Below are 20,047 nucleotides of genomic sequence, written 5' to 3'. Positions count from 1 at the left end.
CGTCCTGTGGGTTTCGCCGGCGCGAAACGGGTGCCTCCTCTGAGCGATCGCGCCGGGACTGCGCGCTCAGAGGCGGATTAGGAGAAGACGCAGGCCAAGCGCAAGAGCCGCGCTGGTTGCACGGTCCGTCAGAGCGATATGGCCAAGAGTCATCATGGGCCGGACTATACGCGCAATTCTTCTCTTGAAAACCCGCAAAATCAGGGAAACCGCGGAGTTTCTCATGCGGCGCTGTCGCAGGGCTTGAGCCGTGCGCCGGCTCGTCCATATTGACAGGGGGCGATACAGGACGGGGAGACAATCGTGATCCGACAGGTGTTGAGGGCGGCGGCCATGGTGCTGGCCCCGGTTATGCTCTCGTCAGCGGCATTGGCTGAAGAACGAGATGAGGCGGCGATCTACGCCTTCGGCAACAGCCTCGTGCACTACCTCGGAGACGAGGCACATTCCAACGCGCCCTACTGGATGGCCCGGCTGGCCGAGGCGGATGGCAAGCGCTTTGCCCTCGAAGGTCAGTGGGGGTTCCTGCGCGACTTCGCCTCGGCCCTGCCGCCACGGCCGAACTGGTCGATTCCGGGTGTGCCGGGGCACTGGGACGCCGGGCGCGGGGCCTTCGGTGACGCGGGCTGGAGCGGCGTTTTCATCACCCCCGCCAACTTCATTCAGTACCAGCCCCCGGATGCGCCCTTCGAAGGGGAGAACCCCACGAACCAGAGCCCCGTTGGTGCCACGCTGACCCTCGTGGACTGGCTGCAGCAGCGGATGCCCGACACGCCGGTCTACCTTTATGAAGGCTGGGCCGAGATGCCCGGCGACTTCCCCCCATCCCGCCGGGAGTACCGCAGGTACCATGACAACGGCACCGGCGATTATGCCGCGTGGTTTGACACCTACCTGTCCAACCTGCGCGAGGCCCGCCCTGACGCGGACATCCGCATGATCCCGGTGGCGCGGATCCTTTCGGCCCTGCTGGCCGAGAGTGGCCCGCTTGCCGAGGTCGAGCCGGAAGCGCTCTACGTGGATGCGGACCCCCACGGCACGCCGACCCTCTATCTGCTGGCGGGGGCCATCGCCTATGCGTCGGTTTTCGAGACCCCGCCGCCTGCTAAGTTCGCGGTGCCCGACGGCATCGCGCCGGAGGTGGCCGCCGCCTGGCCCGACGTTGCCGCGCTGATCTGGGATCGGGTCTCGGCTTCCGGCGTCTTCGACAGCGCCGCCGCGCCCGGTGACGCCGTGCGGCAAGCAGGGGCCAGTGAAGGGAACAGTGAAGACGTCGGTGCCGCCGCTTCCGACAGCGTCACCGAAACCGGCGCCGAAGAGGTGGCCAAAGCGGGGGCGGCCGGCACGGAGACCGCCTCTGCCTCCGTCACTGATGAGCCGCTGCCGCCGCGCGGCCTCGTGGCGCTGCCCGATCCCGGGGCTGTGCCCGAGGGCCTGCCGGCGCTGGGCATGGGGCTTGACGGAATCTCGGACTGGTCGACCCAGATGCCCTTCGTCGACATCATGAAGACCGCCCGGCAATGGACCGGTCACCTTCCCGGACAATGGGGTGGGGTCGGCATCGATGAGATGCGCGCGGACGGTGTTCTTGATGACGATGGCTGGCCGCTGCGCATCCCCGAGGGGGTCGAACGGCTGGAGGCGCTGATCCTCACCGACCAGCCCGAGGAGTCCGAGCACCTGCGCGGCACCTACCGGGTGAGCTGGGACGGGCGCGGTGATCTCGAGCTGGCCGGTCTTGCCCGGCGGGTGCGGTACGGGGAAGGCGAGGCTGAATTCTTCTACAGTCCAGGCGACGGGGCGGTGGGGCTGTCGATCAGCGCCATCGATCCCGACGATCCGATCCGCAATATCGTCGTGGTGCGTGAGGACCAGTGGCCGCTCTACGAGGCGGGGGTGATCTTCAACCCCGAGTGGATCGCGCGTATCGGTGACCTGCGCAGCCTGCGCTTCATGGACTGGATGTTCACCAACGGCTCTCCGATCCAAAGCTGGGATGAACGCCCAAGGGTTTCTGATTACACATGGTCCGCCTGGGGGGCTCCGGTGGAGGTCATGGTGCACCTGGCCAACCAGGTCGGTGCGGATCCGTGGTTTACCATGCCTCATATGGCCGATGACGATTATATCCGAAACTTCGCTGAATACGTGGAGGCGCGGCTTGATCCGCGCCTGAAGGCCTATGTCGAGTATTCCAACGAGGTCTGGAACCACATCTTTCCGCAGGCCGCCTGGGCCGAGGCGCAGGCCGATGCGCTCTGGGGGCGGTCCGAGGCGGGATGGATGCAGTTTTACGCAATGCGGTCGGCACAGGTGATGCGGATCTGGTCGGATGTCTTCGCAGACGCTTCAAAGGACCGGCTGGTCCGGGTGGTGTCCACCCACACGGGCTGGCCGGGACTGGAAGAGAACATCCTCGTTGCGCCTCTGGCCTACCTTACCCTTGGCAACATGCCGGTGGAGGAATTCGATGCCTACGCCGTTGCCGGGTATTTCGGCTACGAGATGGGCGGCGAGGAAATGGCGGCGCAGCTCGACGGCTGGCTCGACAGGTCCGAGGCGCAGGCCGTGGCTCAGGGCGAGGCCGAGGGGCTGCAACGGGTGGCCTTGCGGGAATACGTAAAGGCGCGGCGTTTCGACGGGGCGATTGCGCCGGTGGCGCTGGCGCTGATGGACGGCTCGCTGGCCGAGCTGACCGACGAGATCTTTCCCTACCATGCCGGGGCTGCGGAGGCGGCGGGCCTGCGGCTGGTGATGTACGAGGGAGGCACCCATGTCACCGCGCAGGCGGCCCGGGTCGAGGATGAACGGCTTGCCGCCTTCTTTGAGGAATTCAACTATACCCCAGAGATGGCCAAGCTTTACGAGACGCTGCTGACCGGGTGGGCATCGAACGGGGGCACCCTGTTCAGTGCTTTCGTGGACGTGGCCAAGCCATCGAAATGGGGCAGCTGGGGCGCGCTGCGGCACCTGAGCGATTCCAACCCCCGCTGGGACATGCTGGCGAACTACAACGCCACCGGCCCCTCGGGCTGGGAAGAGCGTGATCCGCAGGCCTTCGTAGGGGGTGTGCTGCGCCGTGCGGGCGGTGGCAGCGAGACCCTGGAGGGGGGCGCTGCGGTCGACATCCTGCTTGGCGGGCCGGGGGATGACGTTCTTGTCTCCGGGGGTGGCGGCGACCACCTGCACGGCGGGGCGGGCACGGATCATGCGGTCCTGCCGGGAACGCAGGCGGACTACAGCTTTGCCCGTGAAAGCGAGCGCCTCATCGCCGAGGGGCCGGAGGGGCCGGTGTCTATGTTCTCGGTCGAGACCCTCGGGTTCGCTGACAGCCCAGAGGCGCGGGTGTCCACCGACGGTCTTTGACGCAAAGTCCCTGCAAGGGAATTTGCTCCCGGCTCAGCTGCGGAGCCTTAGGATCTCGTCCACGAGGGTTTCCGCGCCGAGGCTCGCCCGGAATTTCTGCTGCACGAGGTCCCGACCGGCGGCGCTGAGCCGGGTGGCGGTTTCGGGGTTCTGCGCAAGGTCCTTGATAGCGCGTGCCAGCGAGGTGGGATCCTTGGGCGGCACCAGCTTGCCGGTGTGCCCGTCCTCGATCAGCTCACGCACGCCGCCCGCATCGGTGCCGATCACCGGCACGCCGCAGGCCATCGCCTCCATGTAGGCCACGCCCAGCGGCTCATGCCACGATGCCAGCACGAAAACCTGCGCCGCCAGCAGCTTTGCCTTGACCTCGCCCGCATCGATGGCGCCCAGCAGTTTCACGTGGTCCTGAAGTCGCAGCTTGCGCAGGTGCGCCTCGAGCTCCTTGCGGAAGCCATCACCGCCTGCGTCATCCTCGCCCGCGATCTCGAGCCGGACGTCCACGCCCTGGTCGAGCAGCTGGCGCACCGCGTACATCAGGTCCTGATGCCCCTTCACCACGTTGAGCCGCCCGCAGGAGAACAGCTGCACAGGCCGGCCCTTCTGCGGCGGCTCGTAGGGTTCGGTGCGGCGCAGAACGTCGGTGTCGACCCCCATGGGGCGCACCAGGAGCCGTTCGGGAAGTGCCTCGGGCATCTCCTCCTGCATCTCATGCAGCAGTTTCCGGGTGATGATCGTGGCAAAGCTTGCACCGCGCCACTTGAAGCGCTGTCCCGGGCCATAGTCCGACAGGGGGCCGTGCAGGGTCACCGAATAGGTCGGCCCGCCAAGGTGATGGGCCAGCGCGGCAATGAGGGCTGCGCGGCCGCAGGAATGGGCGTGCACGTGATCGAGCCCACGCGCCCGGGCGTGCCGCACCAGCGCCTGCGCCGCCGCCAGTACCAGCGCGACATCCCTGCCAAAGCGCGGCCCCTCGGCGGCGATCCAGACTGGAAGCCCCTTCGGCAGCAGCCCGCCCAGCGCCTGCAGCGCCGCCAAGGGCTTCACGTCCCCAAGGTAGGTGGTCCGGGCGATGGCATCCTGCGACCAGTCGTGCGAGATCAGGCCCGAAGGCGGCATGCGCGTCGAAAGCAGATCGACCGTGTGGCCCATCCGTTCGAGCACCTGCACCTCGCGCCAGAAAAAGATATGCGTCTGCCCCGGAAACTGGGGCACAAGATAACCGATCCGCAGTCGCTGCGACACGCATTCCCCCGCCGTTTGACTCCCCGGTTTCGTGTCCGGAGGTTGGGGTAACTTCCATGCTCTTTCTTAATTTGACCATAGTTTGCTGGCACTCAGCCGGCGTTCGGGCGATGAAATCGCTCATGTGTGGCGGCTTTGGTACGAATCATGATTGGTGCTTCGGAGAATCCCGGAACGACCGCCGTTTCGGTGATACTACCTGCAAATAACGAGGCGGAGCTCATCGGTGGCTGCCTTCGCGCTTTGGGCCGATCCGCGTGGAATGACCCGTCTCCAGTGCAGGTGATTGTCGTTGCAAACGGCTGTCAGGACGACACCGCAGACCGTGCCCGCGCCGAGATCGCCGCCTTTGCCGACCGGGGGTGGCGGCTTCAGGTGATCGACCGCCCCGAGGGAGGCAAGCTTGCGGCGCTTGATGCCGGGGATGCGGTGGCTGCCGCGCCGGTCCGCGTCTATCTTGATGCGGATGTCACGGTAAGCCCCGCGCTGCTGTCGCAGCTGCACACCGCCCTGTCCACCGAAGCCCCACGCTATGCCAGTGGCACCGTGCGGATCACCGCCCGCGGGCCGGTGTCGCGCGCCTATGCCGCGGTCTGGCGGAGGGTGCCGTTCATGGCCTCGGGCGTGCCGGGCTGCGGCATCTTCGCGGTGAACGCCGCCGGTCGCGCCCGCTGGGGGGCCTTCCCCGAGATCATCTCAGACGACACCTTCGTGCGCCTGAACTTTGCCCCCGAAGAACGCATCCGCGTTCCTGCCACCTATGACTGGCCCATCGCAGAGGGCTTTGCGAACCTCGTCAAGGTGCGGGGCCGGCAGGACCGGGGCGTTCACGAGATCGAACAGCGCTTCCCAGAGCTTCTCGGCAATGATGACAAGCCCGCCTTTCCGCTCGGTGCCAAGCTGGCGCTTGCCCTGCGCAACCCGCTGGCCTTTGCGGTCTATTCCGGGGTAGCCTTTGCCGTGCGCCGCAGACCCGCCGGCGCGGACTGGAGCCGCAGCCGATGATCAGTGCCATGGCCGACCGGTTTTCCGGCACCTCCCTTTCCGCGCGGGCCATGCGGTCCTCGCTGCTGACCATCGGTGGCTTCGGCTTCAGCCAGGGCGTGCGGCTGGCGTCGAACCTCATCCTGACCCGCCTGCTGTTCCCCGAGGCCTTCGGCCTCATGGCGCTGGTGTCGGTCATCATGATGGGGCTTCAGCAGTTTTCCGACGTGGGCACCACCACCTCGATCCTGCAGAGCAAGCGTGGTGATGATCGCGCCTTCCTCGATACCGCGTGGACGCTGCAGGTGCTGCGCGGCTTCGGGCTGTTCCTCACCGGCTGCGCGCTGTCGTGGCCGCTGGCGCAGTTCTACGGTGAGCCGCAGTTGCTCCATATCCTGCCCACCGCGAGCATTGCCCTGTTCATCGCCGGCTTCCGGCCCACCAAGGTGGACACCGCCAACCGGCACCTGCTGATCGGGCGGATGACCTTGCTCGACATGACCACGCAGGTCAGCGGCATTGGGGCCGCGGTGCTTCTGGCATGGCTCACCGGGTCGGTCTGGGCGCTGGTGCTGAGCGGGATCTTTGCGACCGTGCTCGAGGTTGCCCTGACCTGGCTGTTCCTGCCGGGCGCGCCCAACCGCCTGCGCTGGGAGCGCGAGGCGCTGGGCGAGCTGGTGACTTTCGGCAAGTGGATTTTCCTGTCTACGGTCTGCGGCTTCTTCTTCAGCCAGGCGGACAAGATCCTGATGGGCAAGTACCTCAGTCTCGACTTGCTGGGGATCTACAATATCGGCTATTTCCTTGCCTCCTTCCCCATGCTGCTGGGGGGCATGGTGACCCGCCGCATCCTTATCCCCATCTACCGCGAGACCCCGCCCCGCGAGAACCGCCGCAACTTCCTGAGGCTGCGCAAGATGCGCTTTCTCGTGACCTCGGTCCTGATCGTGCTGGTGGGGGTCTTTGCCGCCGTGGGGGATGTTCTGGTGAACCTGCTTTATGATCCGCGCTACCAAGTGGCGGGGGGTGTCGTGGTCATCGTCGCCTGCGTGCAGATGCCCCAGATCATCGTGCAGACCTATGATCAGGCAGCGCTGGCGGCGGGCGACAGCCGGACCTTCTTTGTCCTCGCATTGGCGCGAGCGGTGCTGATGGTGGGCTGCATCCTCGTAGGGCTCGAGATGGCGGGGCTGTTCGGGGCGCTGCTGGGCATCGGGGCAGCCTACGTGCTGGCCTACCCCGTTGTGGTCTGGCTGGCCCGGCGCATGGGGGCGTGGGATCCGCTGCATGACGCGGTCTTCGCAGCTGCGGCCGTGGCGCTAGCCACACTCGCGGTGCTTGTGAACAAGTCAGAGATCATGGACCTGGCCGCACTCGGCGGATAGATTTCAGGTCCAGTCTGCAGACACTTCAACTTGTTTGGTGTATTCCGCTACCTGCCATTAGAGTGGCGCGTGCATTCCGTTTGAAACATGGCGACCCCTGGGAGAAGTCCCAGAAACCGCCCTAATTCTCCCGTATTCAACGGTTACCCAAGCGTTAATACTTCAGTGACGGGGTACTTGGTCATGAGTTCTTATCCTCTGTCGGATATGTCCGAGAACGATATCGCCATAGTCGGAATGGCGGCGCATCTTCCTGGGGCGCAGACCATTTCGGAGTACTGGGACAACCTGAGGGCGGGCCGCTCGTCGATCCGCCGCCTGACCGAGGAAGAGTTGCGCGAGGCGGGCGAGGATCCGGGCCTCATGCGCCACAAGGATTACGTTCCCTTCGCAGCCTCCCTCGACGATTTCGAGATGTTCGATGCGGAGTTCTTCGGCTTTTCCCCGAAGGAAGCGGCAATCATGGATCCCCAGCATCGCCAGTTCCTCGAGACCGCGTGGGAAGCGCTGGAAACCGCCGGGCATGTGCCCGAAAGCTTCGGTGGGCAGGTGGGTGTCTTTGCCGGCTGCGGCATGGGGTCGTATTTCTACTTCAACATCTGTTCGAACCCGGATCTGGTCGAGAATACGGGCATGTTCCTGCTGCGCCACACTGGCAACGACAAGGACTTCATGACCACTCGTCTGAGTCACGTGCTTGATCTGCACGGGCCGTCGATCAACGTTCAGACCGCCTGTTCCACCTCGCTGGTGGCGACCCATTACGCGGTGCAGGCGCTGCTGAACGGTGAATGCGACATGGCGTTGGCGGGCGGCGCCACCATCGAGCTGCCTCAGAACCGGGGCTATCTCAACAAGGAGAACGAGATCCTGTCGCCGGACGGGGCCTGCCATGCTTTCGACCACCGCGCGCAGGGCACGGTCTTTGGCTCGGGGGCCGGCGTGGTGGTACTGAGGCGGCTGAAGGATGCCATTGCCGATGGCGATCACGTCTGGGCCGTCATCAAGGGAAGCGCCGTCAACAACGACGGGGCGCAGAAGGCGGGCTACCTTGCGCCGTCGGTGGACGGGCAGGCGCAGGCCGTTGCCGAAGCGCAGGCGGTGGCGGGCGTCACCTCGGACACGGTGGATTACGTGGAATGCCACGGCACCGGCACCTATCTTGGCGATCCCATCGAGGTCGCCGCCATGACCCAGGCGTTTCGCGAGACATCCGACGCCGTGGGCCACTGCCGCATCGGGTCGGTCAAAACCAACATCGGCCACCTCGACACGGCGGCGGGGGTGGCAAGCCTCATCAAGGCGTCGCTGTCGCTGCACCATGCGGAGATGCCGCCCTCCCTGGGCTTTGAGGCGCCCAACCCCGCAATCGGCTTTGACGGCTCGCCTTTCGTTGTGAATGACCGGCTAACCCCATGGCCCCAGACCACGCATCCGCGCCGCGCCGGGGTGAACTCGCTTGGCGTCGGGGGCACCAACGCCCATGTGGTGCTGCAGCAGGCCCCGGACCGCGCGCCTTCGGGACAAAGCGACTGGCCGTTCCAGATCCTCACCCTCTCGGCCCGCAGCAAGGCGGCGCTGGATGACGGGGCCAAGCGCCTTGCCCAGCACCTGCGCGACCACCCCGAGCAGCCGCTTGCGGACATCGCATGGACGCTTCAGACGGGCCGCCGCGCCTTTGACCGCCGCCGCATCGTGGTGGCCGAAACCCACGAGGAAGCCGCCCGCCTGCTCGAGGAGGACGCGCCCCGCCGTGTCCACACCCATACCGCGCTGCAACGGGCGGACGTGGCCTTCATGTTCCCCGGCGGCGGCGCGCAATATGCCGGGATGGCCCGCGATCTCTACGAGACGGAGCCGGTCTTTGCCGACTGGATGGACCGCGGCCTCGAGGTGCTGTCTGGCATCTCGGACGCGGACATCCGCGCCCTCTGGCTGCCGGAGGGCGACGTGGCCGGGGCCGATGTGGCGCTGAAGCGCCCGTCACTGCAACTGCCGCTCATCATGATCACCGAATATGCGCTGGCGCAGCTCTGGATAAGCTGGGGGATCACGCCCGCCGCGCTGTCGGGCCATTCCATGGGCGAGAACACCGCCGCCTGTGTCGCCGGCGTCATGAGCTTCGAGGACTGCATCGGTCTGGTTGCCCTGCGCGGGCGGCTGATGGACAGCGTGCCCGAAGGCGGGATGCTGTCGGTGCACCTCCCCGCCGACAAGCTGCGGCCCCGGCTGGGCGATGACCTCGACCTCGGGGCCGAGAACGCCCCCGAGCTGTCCGTGGCCTCCGGCCCCGTCGCGGCGCTTGACCGGCTCGAGGCGCGGCTGAAGGCGGACGGCATCGACTGCCAGCGCATCGCCATCGACATCGCGGCGCACAGCCGGATGCTCGAGCCGGTGCTGGAGCAGTTCCGCGATTACCTGCGTACGATCGACCTCCATGCGCCGCAGATCCCCCTGACTTCGAACCGCACCGGCCAGCTCATGACGCCGGAACAGGCGATGTCGCCTGATTACTGGGTGGAACACCTGCGCGGCGCGGTGATGTTCGCCGACGGCATCGGCGCGTTGGCGAAACCGAACCGCATCTTCCTCGAGGTCGGACCGGGCAAGGCGCTGTCAGCGCTGGCGCGGCAGCATCCGGACGTGCCGGGGCAGCAGGTGCTGTCCTCCCTGCGCCACCGCGACGATGCTATTGCCGACGACAAGCACATGTTCGAGGTGCTGGGCCGTCTCTGGGCGCTGGGCGCATCCTTCGACTGGGATCAGGTCTGGGGCGAGGCGCCGCGCAACCGCGTGGTGCTGCCCACCTATGCCTTCCAGCGCGCCCCTTATTTCATCGCGCCGGGCAAGGCGCAGACGGACAGCGCGCCGCAGTTCCTCACCCGCACCGACGACGTGGAGGGCTGGGGCTGGAAGCCGGTCTGGCGCCCCCGCGCCGCGCAGGTCGAGGTGGATGTGGAGCATGGCCTGTCCGAGGCCGACCCGCAGACCTGGCTGATGTTCATGGACGAAGCCGGGCTCGCCGCCCGCGCCGCCGCGCGCCTCACCGCCGCCGGTCACACGGTGATCGAACTGCGCCCCGGCGACAGCTTCACGCGGCTGTCCAATACGTCCTACATCATCGCCCCCGAGAGAGGCCGCGAAGGCTATGACCTGTTGCTGCGCGATCTGGCTCAGCAGGGCCATGTGCCGACACGGATCGCGCATTTCTGGCTGGTGACCAAAGGCGAAAGCCACCGCCCCGGATCGAGCTTCTTCCACCGGGTGCAGGAACAGGGCTTCTATGCGCTGCTCTTCCTCGCGCAGGCCCTGGCCGAGGAAAACCTGCCGCGCCCGCTGCATCTTACGGTCTTCAGCACCGGCGCCGCCCGCGTCCGGGACGAGGCGCTGCCCCATCCCGCCAAGGCGACCCTCGCCGGTCCCGCCCGCGTCATCCCGCGCGAATTGCCTGGGGTGAGCGTGTCGACGCTGGACCTCGAGCTGCCTGTCGAGGAGGCCGCGGGCTTGCTGCGCCAGCGCCGCGCCCATGGGGTGTATGAGGCGCAGATGGAGGCGCTCACCAGCCAGACGCTCGAAGAGCTGCTTTCCGAGCCCTCCGATGCCATCGCCGCCTTGCGCGGGGCCAAGCGGTTTGAATGTGCCATGAAGCCCGTCGCCCTGCCGCCGGTGCCCGAAGTGGCACAGGGCGGCACCGTGCTCATCACCGGCGGCTTTGGCGGCATCGGCCTTGCGCTGGCGCGTGACATGGCCGCGAAGGGTGCGAACCTCGTGCTGGTGGCCCGCAGTGCGCTGCCCGAGCGCGCGCATTGGGACGACTACCTTGCGCGCCACGCGCCCCAGGATGCCACCTCGCGCCGGATCCGAGCGGTGCAGGACCTCGAGGCTTCGGGCGCAGAGGTGATGATCGCCGCCGCGGACGTTTGCAACAAGGCTCGCCTCGCGCAGGTCAAAGCCGAGGCCGAGGCCCGTTTTGGCCGCATCACCGGGGTGATCCACGGTGCGGGCGTCATCGACGACGGCCCGCTGCTCACCAAATCGCCGTCGAGCGTCGAGAACGTCTTTACCCCCAAGATCCACGGCACCGAGGCGCTGGGCGAGGTGTTCGCCGATGGCACCGCCGACTGGATGGTGCTCTTTGCCTCGTCCTCCACCGTGACAGCGCCTGCGGGGCAGGTGGATTACGTCGCCGCCAACGAATACCTCAACGCCTTCGCCCGGTCGCGGGCGGGCGGGAAAACCCGCGTGGTCGCGATCAACTGGGGCATCTGGAACGAGGTCGGCATGGCCGCCGAGGCCGTCGCGGCGCGCAAGGGCGAGGTGCCGAAAGCGCCGATCGAGCCCGCAGGCGTGCCGATGCTGGACGACAAGACCTTCGACGCTCAGGGCAATCGCCTCTTCACCGCGCGCTATTCCGACGCGGACTGGTTCATCAACGAACACCGCACCCGCGCCGGAGACGCGCTTCTGCCCGGCACCGGCTACCTGTCCCTTGCTGCCGAGGCGCTGCGGGCGCAGGGCGAGGCGCAGGGGTTCGAGATCCGCGACATGGCCTTCCTCCGCCCGCTGCGGGTGGCCGATGGCGGTGCGCGGGACGTGCGCCTGCGGCTGACCCGGCGGGACGAAGGCTATGGCTTCGATCTGCTGGCGGATGCTACTCTGGGCGGCAAGCGGGGCCATGCGCTTTGTGCGCAGGCGCGGCTTGCACTGCTGCCGATGCAGAGGCCCGCGCCGCTGGATCTTGCTGCGATCCGCGCCCGCTGCGCCGCGCCCGTGGTGGCGCAGGGCGGCAAGCTGGCGGCGGCGCAGGAGGTGCAGCTTGCCTTCGGTCTGCGCTGGAAAGTGCTGGATTCCCGTGCCCTTGGCCATGGCGAAGGCATCGCGGACCTGTCTCTTGCCGAGAGCGCAAAGGGAGATGGCTGCCTGCTGCACCCGGCGCTTCTGGACATCGCGACCGGCTGGGCGATGGAGCTGATCGAGGGTTGGCAGCCCACTCACCTCTGGGTGCCGGTGAGCTATTCCCGCGTCCGTGTCCATGCTCCGCTGACGGATCGCATCGTGTCCTGGGTCCGCAATGCCGCCGACAACCGCGCCGATGCGGCTTCGGCCAGCTTCGACATCACGCTAACTGATCCCGACGGCACCGTGCTGGTCGAGTTCTCGGGCTTCACCATCCACAAGCTGGCCTCGGCGGATGTGCTGCAGGCCGCGCCGCGCCTCACCGCCGCAGAGCTGGAAACCGACGCCCCGAGGGACGCCGCGCAGCCCCTCTCGGCCTCCGAGGAGCGTCTGGCGCACAACCTCAGCCAAGGCATTCTGCCCGCCGAGGGCGTGGAGGCCTTCCACCGCGCGCTCGGGCTGGGGGATGCGCAGGTGGTGGTGTCGTCCATGGACCTTTCGCAGCTCACCCGCCAGACCGCCGCCTCGTCCGAGGATGCGGGTACCGCGCAGAAGTTCGACCGCCCGCAGCTCGAAGGCGATTTCGTTGCGCCCGAGAACGACATCGAACGCACCCTCGCCAGCTTCTGGGAGGATCTGCTGGGTGTGCAGAACCCAGGTGTCGAGGACAGCTTCTTCGACCTTGGCGGGCATTCCCTTATCGCGGTGCGGCTGTTTGCCATGGTGCGCAAGACCTTCCGCGTGGACTTCCCGATCTCGGTCCTGTTCGAGGCTCCGACGATCCGCAAATGCGCCGCGCTCATCGCTGCCGAGACTGGCCACACCGATGCGCCTGAGGAGGGGGCGACCGAGGCCCCGAAACCTGAACGGCGATTCCGCCACATCGTCGCCATGCACGACGGCGAGGGTGGGCCGCGAACCCCGTTCTTCCTTGTCGCGGGGATGTTCGGCAACGTGCTGAACCTGCGCCATCTTGCGCATTTGCTAGGGGCGGACCGGCCCTTCTACGGCCTTCAGGCACGGGGGCTTTATGGCGCAGAAGATCCGCATGACAGCATCTCCGAGATGGCTCGCGACTACATCGCCGAGATGCGGCAGGTGCAGCCCCATGGCCCCTACATGGTCGGCGGTTTCTCGGGCGGCGGCATCACCGCATTCGAGATCGCGCGGCAGCTTGAAGCCGCAGGGGAAGAGGTGGCGCTGTGCGTTCTCCTTGATACCCCGCTACCGGTGCGCCGCCCGCTCGAGCCGCGCGACCGGCTGTTGATCCAGCTTCAGGAGGCCAAGGCAAAGGGACCGTTCTACCCGCTGATCTGGGCCCGCAACCGCATCCGCTGGGAAATCGCCAAACGCCGCGACACCGGCGAGACAGGGGCGCAGCACAGCTTCCACAACGCCGAGATCGAGGCAGCCTTCCTTGCCGCCGTGACCGCCTATGAGGTGACCCCTTGGGATGGCCGGCTGGTGCTCTACCGTCCGCCTCTGGTGGGCAAGTGGCAGGTCACTGGGGGCCGCATGGTGAATTCAGAACGCGCCTATGTCATGCATGACAACGACTGGACCCAGTTCGTCCCGCATGTCGAAGTGCACGAGGTGCCCGGCGATCACGATTCCATGGTGCTCGAGCCCAACGTTCGGGTGCTTGCCGCGCTGATGCGCGAGGCGATCACCGGGGCCGAGGCGCAGATGAACGGGGCCGAGGTCGTCGACTTCCCCGGCCACCGGGCGGCGGAGTAGGTGCATGGCGAAGCTTCTGGTCGTATCGCTGAACTACCGGACGGCGGAGATGACGCTGCGCTCCGTCCGCGCGGCGCTTGCGGCGATGGAGGGGCTCGATGCCGAGCTGGTCATCGTCGACAACGACAGCGGCGACGGGTCCTTCGAGGCGATGCAGGCCGCGCTTTCCGAGCCATGGGCGCAGGGCGCCCCCATCCGGCTGATCCAGTCGGGCCACAACGGCGGCTATGGCGCGGGCAACAACACCGGCATCCGCGCGGCGATGTCGGACGGGACCGTCCCCGATTACGTCTACCTTCTGAACTCCGATGCCTTCCCCGCGCCGGATGCGCTGCGGATGCTGCTGGAGTACCTCCAAACCCACCCCGAAGCCGGGTTTGCGGGCAGCTACATCCACGGCGAGGACGGCACGCCCCACCACACCGCCTTCCGCTTCCCGTCGCCCGCCTCCGAGCTTGAGCAATCGGCGCGCTTCGGCCCGCTCTCGCGGCTGCTGGCGCGGCATCGGGTCTGGCTCGACATGCCGGCAAGTGCGCAGCGGGTCGATTGGCTGGCGGGGGCGTCGCTGATGATGCGGCAGGGGGTGCTGGACGAAATCGGCCTCTTTGACGAGACGTTTTTCCTTTATTTCGAGGAAACCGACCTCTGCCTGCGCGCCGCGCGGGCGGGGTACGAGACGCATTACATCCCGCAAAGCCGGGTGGCACATATCGGCTCGGTGTCCACGGGAATGAAGCGCTGGGACAGGGTGCCGGGCTTCTGGCTCGACAGCCGGTGGTATTACTACTGCAAATCCCACGGGCGCGGCACGGCAATGCTGGCGACGCTGGCCCATGCTGCGGGCGGGGCACTGTGGCGCCTGCGCCGGGTGGTTCAGCGAAAGCCCAAGGCGGACCCGGACCATTTCCTGCGGGACTTGCTCTGGCACGATTTCAAGGCGTTCTTCCGGCCTCTGCCGGGCAGGCGCGATGCGGAAGGGGCAAGCCGCCCCGCCGCCGAGGTTCAGGTGAGGTAAAGGCGACATGGCCCAGTTTTCCAGTGTTCTGATCGGTAACGAATCCCTGCTCGTGCAATGCGGTGAAAAGCTGATCGCGGCGGGGCATCCCATTCGTGCGGTCGTCACCCGCAACGAGGGCATCGCCACATGGGCCGAAGGCTACGGCCTTCTCGTGATCGCTCCGGGCAAGGGGCTGGCGGAGCGCCTGTCGGGCCTCAAGTTCGACTGGCTGCTGTCCATCGCCAACCTCGACATCATCCCCGCTGCGGTGCTGCAGATGCCCGGCAAGGGCGCGATCAACTTCCACGACGGGCCGCTACCGCGCCACGCGGGGCTCAACGCTCCGGTCTGGGCGCTGTTGGCCGGGGAAACCCGCCACGGCATCACCTGGCACATGATCGAGGGTGGCGTGGACGAGGGCGACATCCTCGTGTCGCGCGGCTTCGACATAACCGGCGCGGACACGGCGCTGACCCTCAACACCAAGGCCTATGCCGCCGCCATCGACAGCTTTGGCGACCTGATGGAGCAGCTGGAGTCGGGCCTGCGCCGGGTGCCGCAAGACCTGAGCTTCCGCAGCTACCACGCGCTGGCGGACCGGCCCTCGGGGCATGGCCTGCTGGATTTCACCAAGCCTGCCGGTGATCTGGCCCGCATGGTCCGCGCGCTGGATCATGGCGGCTATGCCAACCCGCTCTCCGCGCCCAAGCTGCGCAGCCACGGCACACTCTGGCTGGTGCACGAGGCCAAGGTGGTGGAGGGGCAGGGCGCTCCGGGCGAGATCCTCGAGGCGACGGACGATCACCTCACCGTGGCCTGCGGCAGCGGCGCGATCCGGCTGGCGCATTTCACCCATGTCTGCGGCGATCTGGCGCTGGTCTCGCAGGTGGCGCGCCCCGGCGAGACGCTGGATCTGATCCCCGAGGCAGAGCGGGCGCAGATCGACGCTGCCATTCGCGCCGCCGCTCCACATGAAACATTCTGGCGCAGGCGGCTGGCGGATCTGGCCCCGGCCGAGGTTCAGGGCCTTGGCAAACCGGGGGGCGAGATCGTCACCCACGCACTGACCCTACCCGCCGCCCCCGAGGCGCTCGTGGCAGCATGGGCGCTGCGGCTTGCGGGCGCTGTGGACGGGCAGGAGGCTGCGGACATCGCCTATGCGGATGCCGCGCTGGCTGAAAGCGCTGCAACCGGCGTCATCTCGCCATGGATGCCACTGCGGGTCACGCCTGATGGGCTCGACCTCAACGCCGTGCAGAGCCGTGCGGGCTTTGCCACAGACCTTCCCGCCCGTGACCCCGCGCTTGCCGGTGCGCCCACCGTGCCGCATATCGGCCTGAGCGTCGGTGCGGGCCACATCCCCGGCACCGCGGTGACGGTAGAGCTGACCGGCACCGGCGCATCCCTGCACACTGACACCGGGCGGATGCCGCAGGCGCAGGGCGGGCTGCTTGCCGCCCGGTTGGAGCTGCTTGCCACCGCGCCGGAGGCGATGCTGCCGCAGGCAGAGCGTGACATGGTTCTGAGCCACTGGAACGACACCGCGCGCGATCATGACCGCAGCCTCACCATGCAGGCCGCCTTCGAGGCGCAGGTGGCCAAGACTCCCGACGCCATCGCGCTGGTCTTCGAGGATCAGTCGCTCAGCTATGCCCAGCTTGATGCCCGCGCCAATCAGGCGGCGCATGTGCTGCGCGGCATGGGCGTTGGGGCGGGCACCGTGGTGGGCCTCTTTACCCGCCGGTCGGTGGACCTCATGGTCGCGGCGCTCGGCATCCTCAAGGCGGGCGGGGCCTACCTGCCGCTGGACCCGAGCTATCCCGCGGACCGCCTGCGCCACTACATCGCCGACAGCAGGACCCCGGTGATCGTCACCCAGTCCGGCCTTGTCCCGGACCTGCCGGACCATGACGCGCAGATCCTTGTCCTCGACGGCGACCCGCGCCTGTCGCAGGCGCCGTGGACGCCGGTTGGCCCCACCTCGGGCCCCGAGGATCTGGCCTATGTCATCTACACCAGCGGCTCGACCGGCACCCCCAAGGGGGTGATGATCGAACACCGCAACGTGGTGAATTTCTACCTCGGGATGGACGACAACGTGCCCCACGATCCGGCGGGAACGTGGCTGGCGGTGACGTCCCTGTCCTTCGACATCTCGGTGCTCGAGCTGTTCTACACCACGGCGCGCGGCTTCAAGGTGGTGCTGACCTCGGACGAGGACCGCACGCTCATATCGGCGGGGCCGATGCCGCTGTCGGATCACGGCATGGAGTTTTCCATCTACTACTGGGGCAATGACGACGGCGCGGGCCGGGACAAATACGCCCTGCTGCTGGAAGGGGCGCAGTTCGCCGACCGCAACGGGTTCTGCGCGGTCTGGACGCCGGAGCGGCACTTCCACGCCTTTGGCGGTCCCTATCCGAACCCTTCGGTGACCGGCGCCGCCGTGGCTGCCGTGACTCGCAACATCGGCGTGCGCGCCGGGTCCGTGGTGGCGCCGCTGCACCATTCCGCCCGCATCGCCGAGGAATGGGCGGTGATCGACAACCTCACCAACGGGCGCACCGGGCTTGCGATGGCCAGTGGCTGGCAGCCGGACGATTTCGTCCTGCGCCCGGAAAACACCCCGCCCGAGAACAAGGCGGCGCTGACCCGCTCCATTGACGAGGTCCGCCGCCTGTGGCGCGGCGAGGCGGTGGCCTTCCCGCGCAAGGACGGCACGCTGCACGAGGTGGTGACACAGCCGCGCCCGGTGTCCTCCGAGCTGCCGATCTGGGTGACCACCGCGGGCAACCCCGAAACCTGGAAAGAGGCGGGGCGGCTAGGCTGCAACGTTCTCACTCACCTGCTGGGCCAGAGTATCGATGAGGTGGCCGGCAAGATCCGCATCTACCACGAAGCGCTGCGCGAGGCCGGGCATGATCCGGCGGATTTCACCGTGTCGCTAATGCTGCACACCTGCCTTGCCGCCACCCGCGACGAGGCGCGCGAGATCGCCCGCGAGCCGATGAAGGACTACCTGCGCTCAGCTGCGGGGCTGATCAAGCAATACGCCTGGGCCTTCCCGGCCTTCAAGCGGCCCGAGGGGGTGAACAACCCCTTCGAGCTCGACCTCGAAAGCGTCACGCCCGAGGATCTTGATGCGATCCTCGACTTCGCCTTCGAGCGCTATTTCAACGACAGCGGCCTTTTCGGCACCATCGAGGACGCGCTGGAGCGGACGGAAGAGCTCAAGCGCATCGGCGTGGGCGAGATTGCCTGCCTCATCGACTACGGCATCCCCCGCGCGCAGGTGATGGAGGGGCTGAAGCCGCTGGCGCAGGTGGTCAAGGCCGCCAACACCGCGCCGGAGCTGGATGCGGGCGATTTCTCGATCGCGGCGCAGATCATCCGGCATGGCGTCACGCATCTGCAATGCACCCCGTCCATGGCCCGCATGATCGCCATGAACGACGAGGCGCGGTTTGCCCTGTCGAAGGTGCGGCACCTGTTCCTTGGCGGTGAGCCTCTGCCCGGCGCTCTGGTGCAGGAATTCAGCCGGATCACCGATGCGAGCGTGACCAACATGTACGGCCCCACCGAGACCACCATCTGGTCCTCGACCGAGGTGGCACAGGCCGGGGATGGCGTGGTGAACATCGGCAAGCCGCTCGCGAACCAGCAGCTTTACGTTCTGGACGATGACCTGCAGCCGGTGGGCGTCGGCATGCCCGGCGAGCTCTGGATCGGCGGCGAGGGCGTGACCCGCGGCTACTGGGGCCGCGAAGAGCTGACGACTGAGCGCTTCGTGCCGAACCCGTTCCACACAGGCCGGATGTACCGCACCGGCGATCTGGTACGGCGTCGCATGGACGGGCGGATCGACTTCATAGGCCGCGTCGATCATCAGGTGAAGCTGCGTGGCTTCCGCATCGAACTGGGCGAGATCGAGGCCGTCATGGAGGCCCAGCCCGGCATCACGCAAGCGGTCGTTGCCGCCCGCGAAGACACGCCGGGCGACATCCGGCTGGTGGGCTACTACACCGCTGAAAACGACCTCGACGAGGCGGCGCTGCGGGCCGGCATGGCGGCAGATCTGCCGCGTTTCATGGTGCCGGGGCAAGTAATGCGTCTGGACAGCTTCCCGCTGACCCCGAACAAGAAGGTGGATCGCAAGGCGCTGCCCAAACCCGTGGCCAAGGCCGCCACATCCGCAAGGGTCGCGTGGCCGCCAGCGACGCCCGCCACTTCGGGGCAGGCGCGCGCGATGCCTCTGGCGGCACAGCCCGCGCGGGATGAGACAGGCGCGGCCGAGGACGTGGGCGCACTTCAGATGCGCATCGCCCAGGTCTGGGCGTCGGTGCTTGGCGTGGCTGACATCGAGGGGCGAGACAGCTTCTTCGATCTTGGCGGCCATTCGCTGCTGGCGGTGCAGGCGCATCGGGCGATCCGCGATGAGCTGGGGGCCAAGGCGCTGTCGATCACCGACATCTTCCGCTTCCCGGTGCTCGAGGACCTGACCGCGCGCGTTGCGGCGCTGCAATCCGGGCCGGCTGCTCCCGCGAAACTGCCGAACCCGGTGTCCGCGCCCACGCCCTCTGTCGCCACGACGACGCCGCCGCAGAAGGCCCCCGCACCGCGCCCGGCTCCGGCAGAGGCGCCCGCCAACGACCGGGCCCGCGCCCGTCAGGAGGCCATGGCCCGCCGCCGCGAAATGCGGGCCAGGCGCAGCGCCTGAGCCATGGCGACCGAGCACAGGGCCAGCCGCTTCGAACGGGCGCTGGTCGACACGGGCATTTTCGCGGGCCTTGGCTTTGCCGTTGCTCTGCCCACCAACGACCCCGGGGCGCTCTTCCCGCAAGAGCGCGCCGCCCTGCGTCGGGCGGTGCCCGCACGGCTGGCCGAGTTCGCCGGTGGCCGGATAGCCGCCCGCCGCGCCATGGCCGCGATCGGCCTCCCCGGTGCGCCGATCCCCATGAATCCCGACCGCTCACCGCGCTGGCCCGACGGCGTTGTTGGCAGCATCAGCCATGGCGGCGGGCTCTGTCTTGCGGTGGTGGGGCATGCGCGTGACTGGCAGGCCATCGGCATCGACCTCGAGCCGGACACCGATCTGCCCTCCGACGCGATTCCCGAAATCGCTTCGGAAGAAGAGCTCTCCCGCCTTGATCTGCCCCGCGCCAGGGCGGCCACGCGTATCTTCGGCGCGAAGGAAGCGGCCTACAAAGCCCAATTTCCCCGGACCAAATGCGTCTTTGGATTCGATGCTATGGCCTCATTCCTGCCCCAATCTCTGATGCGGATGACCACGGACGTCGGGCCCGGAATTGACGCTGAATTCCCGATGGCTCAGCAAGTCATTGAAGATATTCAGGTTTCTGCCTGCTTGGTGCGCTAAGCTCTTGGAGTAATGGCGAAAATGTGACCGTGATCCCGTAATCGAGAACGGACTGTTTCCGTC

The 20,047-nt window shown here is 67.4% G+C and carries 8 protein-coding genes; 7 read left to right on the top strand and 1 reads right to left on the bottom strand.

Going from position 1 to position 20,047, the window contains the following annotated elements:
• The first annotated feature begins 303 nt into the window (after positions 1-303).
• Positions 304-3,366 (top strand): calcium-binding protein, encoded by a 3,063-nt coding sequence (locus IEX41_RS14490; protein WP_229673247.1) that lies wholly within the window; start codon positions 304-306, stop codon positions 3,364-3,366.
• Positions 3,367-3,399: 33 nt separating this feature from the next.
• Here IEX41_RS14490 and epsE read toward each other — a convergent pair whose 3' ends face one another.
• On the bottom strand, positions 3,400-4,608 hold the full coding sequence (epsE, locus tag IEX41_RS14485; protein ID WP_229673245.1) for an exopolysaccharide biosynthesis GT4 family glycosyltransferase EpsE: 1,209 nt from the start codon (positions 4,606-4,608) through the stop codon (positions 3,400-3,402).
• 147 nt (positions 4,609-4,755) lie between these two features.
• On the opposite strand from epsE, the gene IEX41_RS14480 reads away from it, so the two are divergent.
• The 6 genes from IEX41_RS14480 to IEX41_RS14455 all read left to right on the top strand — a co-directional run bounded on the left by IEX41_RS14480 (position 4,756) and on the right by IEX41_RS14455 (position 19,984).
• Positions 4,756-5,613 (top strand): glycosyltransferase family 2 protein, encoded by an 858-nt coding sequence (locus IEX41_RS14480; RefSeq protein WP_188790981.1) that lies wholly within the window; start codon positions 4,756-4,758, stop codon positions 5,611-5,613.
• Complete coding sequence (locus IEX41_RS14475) at positions 5,610-6,977, top strand: oligosaccharide flippase family protein (RefSeq protein WP_188790980.1); 1,368 nt, start codon at positions 5,610-5,612, stop codon at positions 6,975-6,977. The genes IEX41_RS14480 and IEX41_RS14475 overlap by 4 nt, the downstream gene beginning before the upstream one ends.
• 183 nt (positions 6,978-7,160) lie before the next feature.
• Positions 7,161-13,610, top strand: coding sequence for a type I polyketide synthase (locus IEX41_RS14470; protein WP_188790979.1), 6,450 nt, complete (start codon positions 7,161-7,163; stop codon positions 13,608-13,610).
• 4 nt (positions 13,611-13,614) lie between these two features.
• Positions 13,615-14,625 carry a glycosyltransferase family 2 protein gene (locus IEX41_RS14465; protein WP_188790978.1) on the top strand — a complete coding sequence of 337 codons (1,011 nt, stop codon included), beginning with the start codon at positions 13,615-13,617 and terminating at the stop codon, positions 14,623-14,625.
• 7 nt (positions 14,626-14,632) lie between these two features.
• Positions 14,633-19,324, top strand: a complete 4,692-nt coding sequence (locus IEX41_RS14460; RefSeq protein ID WP_188790977.1) for a MupA/Atu3671 family FMN-dependent luciferase-like monooxygenase — start codon at positions 14,633-14,635, stop codon at positions 19,322-19,324.
• A 3-nt stretch (positions 19,325-19,327) separates the two neighbouring features.
• Positions 19,328-19,984, top strand: coding sequence for a 4'-phosphopantetheinyl transferase family protein (locus IEX41_RS14455; RefSeq protein ID WP_188790976.1), 657 nt, complete (start codon positions 19,328-19,330; stop codon positions 19,982-19,984).
• Positions 19,985-20,047: the final 63 nt, after the last annotated feature.

It is taken from the genome of Salipiger pallidus (genome assembly GCF_014643635.1).
In the GTDB taxonomy this organism is placed as follows: Bacteria; Pseudomonadota; Alphaproteobacteria; order Rhodobacterales; family Rhodobacteraceae; genus Salipiger; species Salipiger pallidus.
The sequence above is the reverse complement of the archived record's forward strand: the minus strand, read 5'-3'. Positions and strand labels throughout refer to the sequence as shown.

What these genes read in the sequence shown, in the direction of transcription:
- IEX41_RS14480 (WP_188790981.1), top strand. Translation starts at nt 4,756, where the DNA reads ATGATTGGTGCTTCGGAGAATCCCGGAACGACCGCCGTTTCGGTGATA.
- IEX41_RS14475 (WP_188790980.1), top strand. Translation starts at nt 5,610, where the DNA reads ATGATCAGTGCCATGGCCGACCGGTTTTCCGGCACCTCCCTTTCCGCG.
- IEX41_RS14470 (WP_188790979.1), top strand. Translation starts at nt 7,161, where the DNA reads ATGAGTTCTTATCCTCTGTCGGATATGTCCGAGAACGATATCGCCATA.
- IEX41_RS14465 (WP_188790978.1), top strand. Translation starts at nt 13,615, where the DNA reads ATGGCGAAGCTTCTGGTCGTATCGCTGAACTACCGGACGGCGGAGATG.
- IEX41_RS14460 (WP_188790977.1), top strand. Translation starts at nt 14,633, where the DNA reads ATGGCCCAGTTTTCCAGTGTTCTGATCGGTAACGAATCCCTGCTCGTG.
- IEX41_RS14455 (WP_188790976.1), top strand. Translation starts at nt 19,328, where the DNA reads ATGGCGACCGAGCACAGGGCCAGCCGCTTCGAACGGGCGCTGGTCGAC.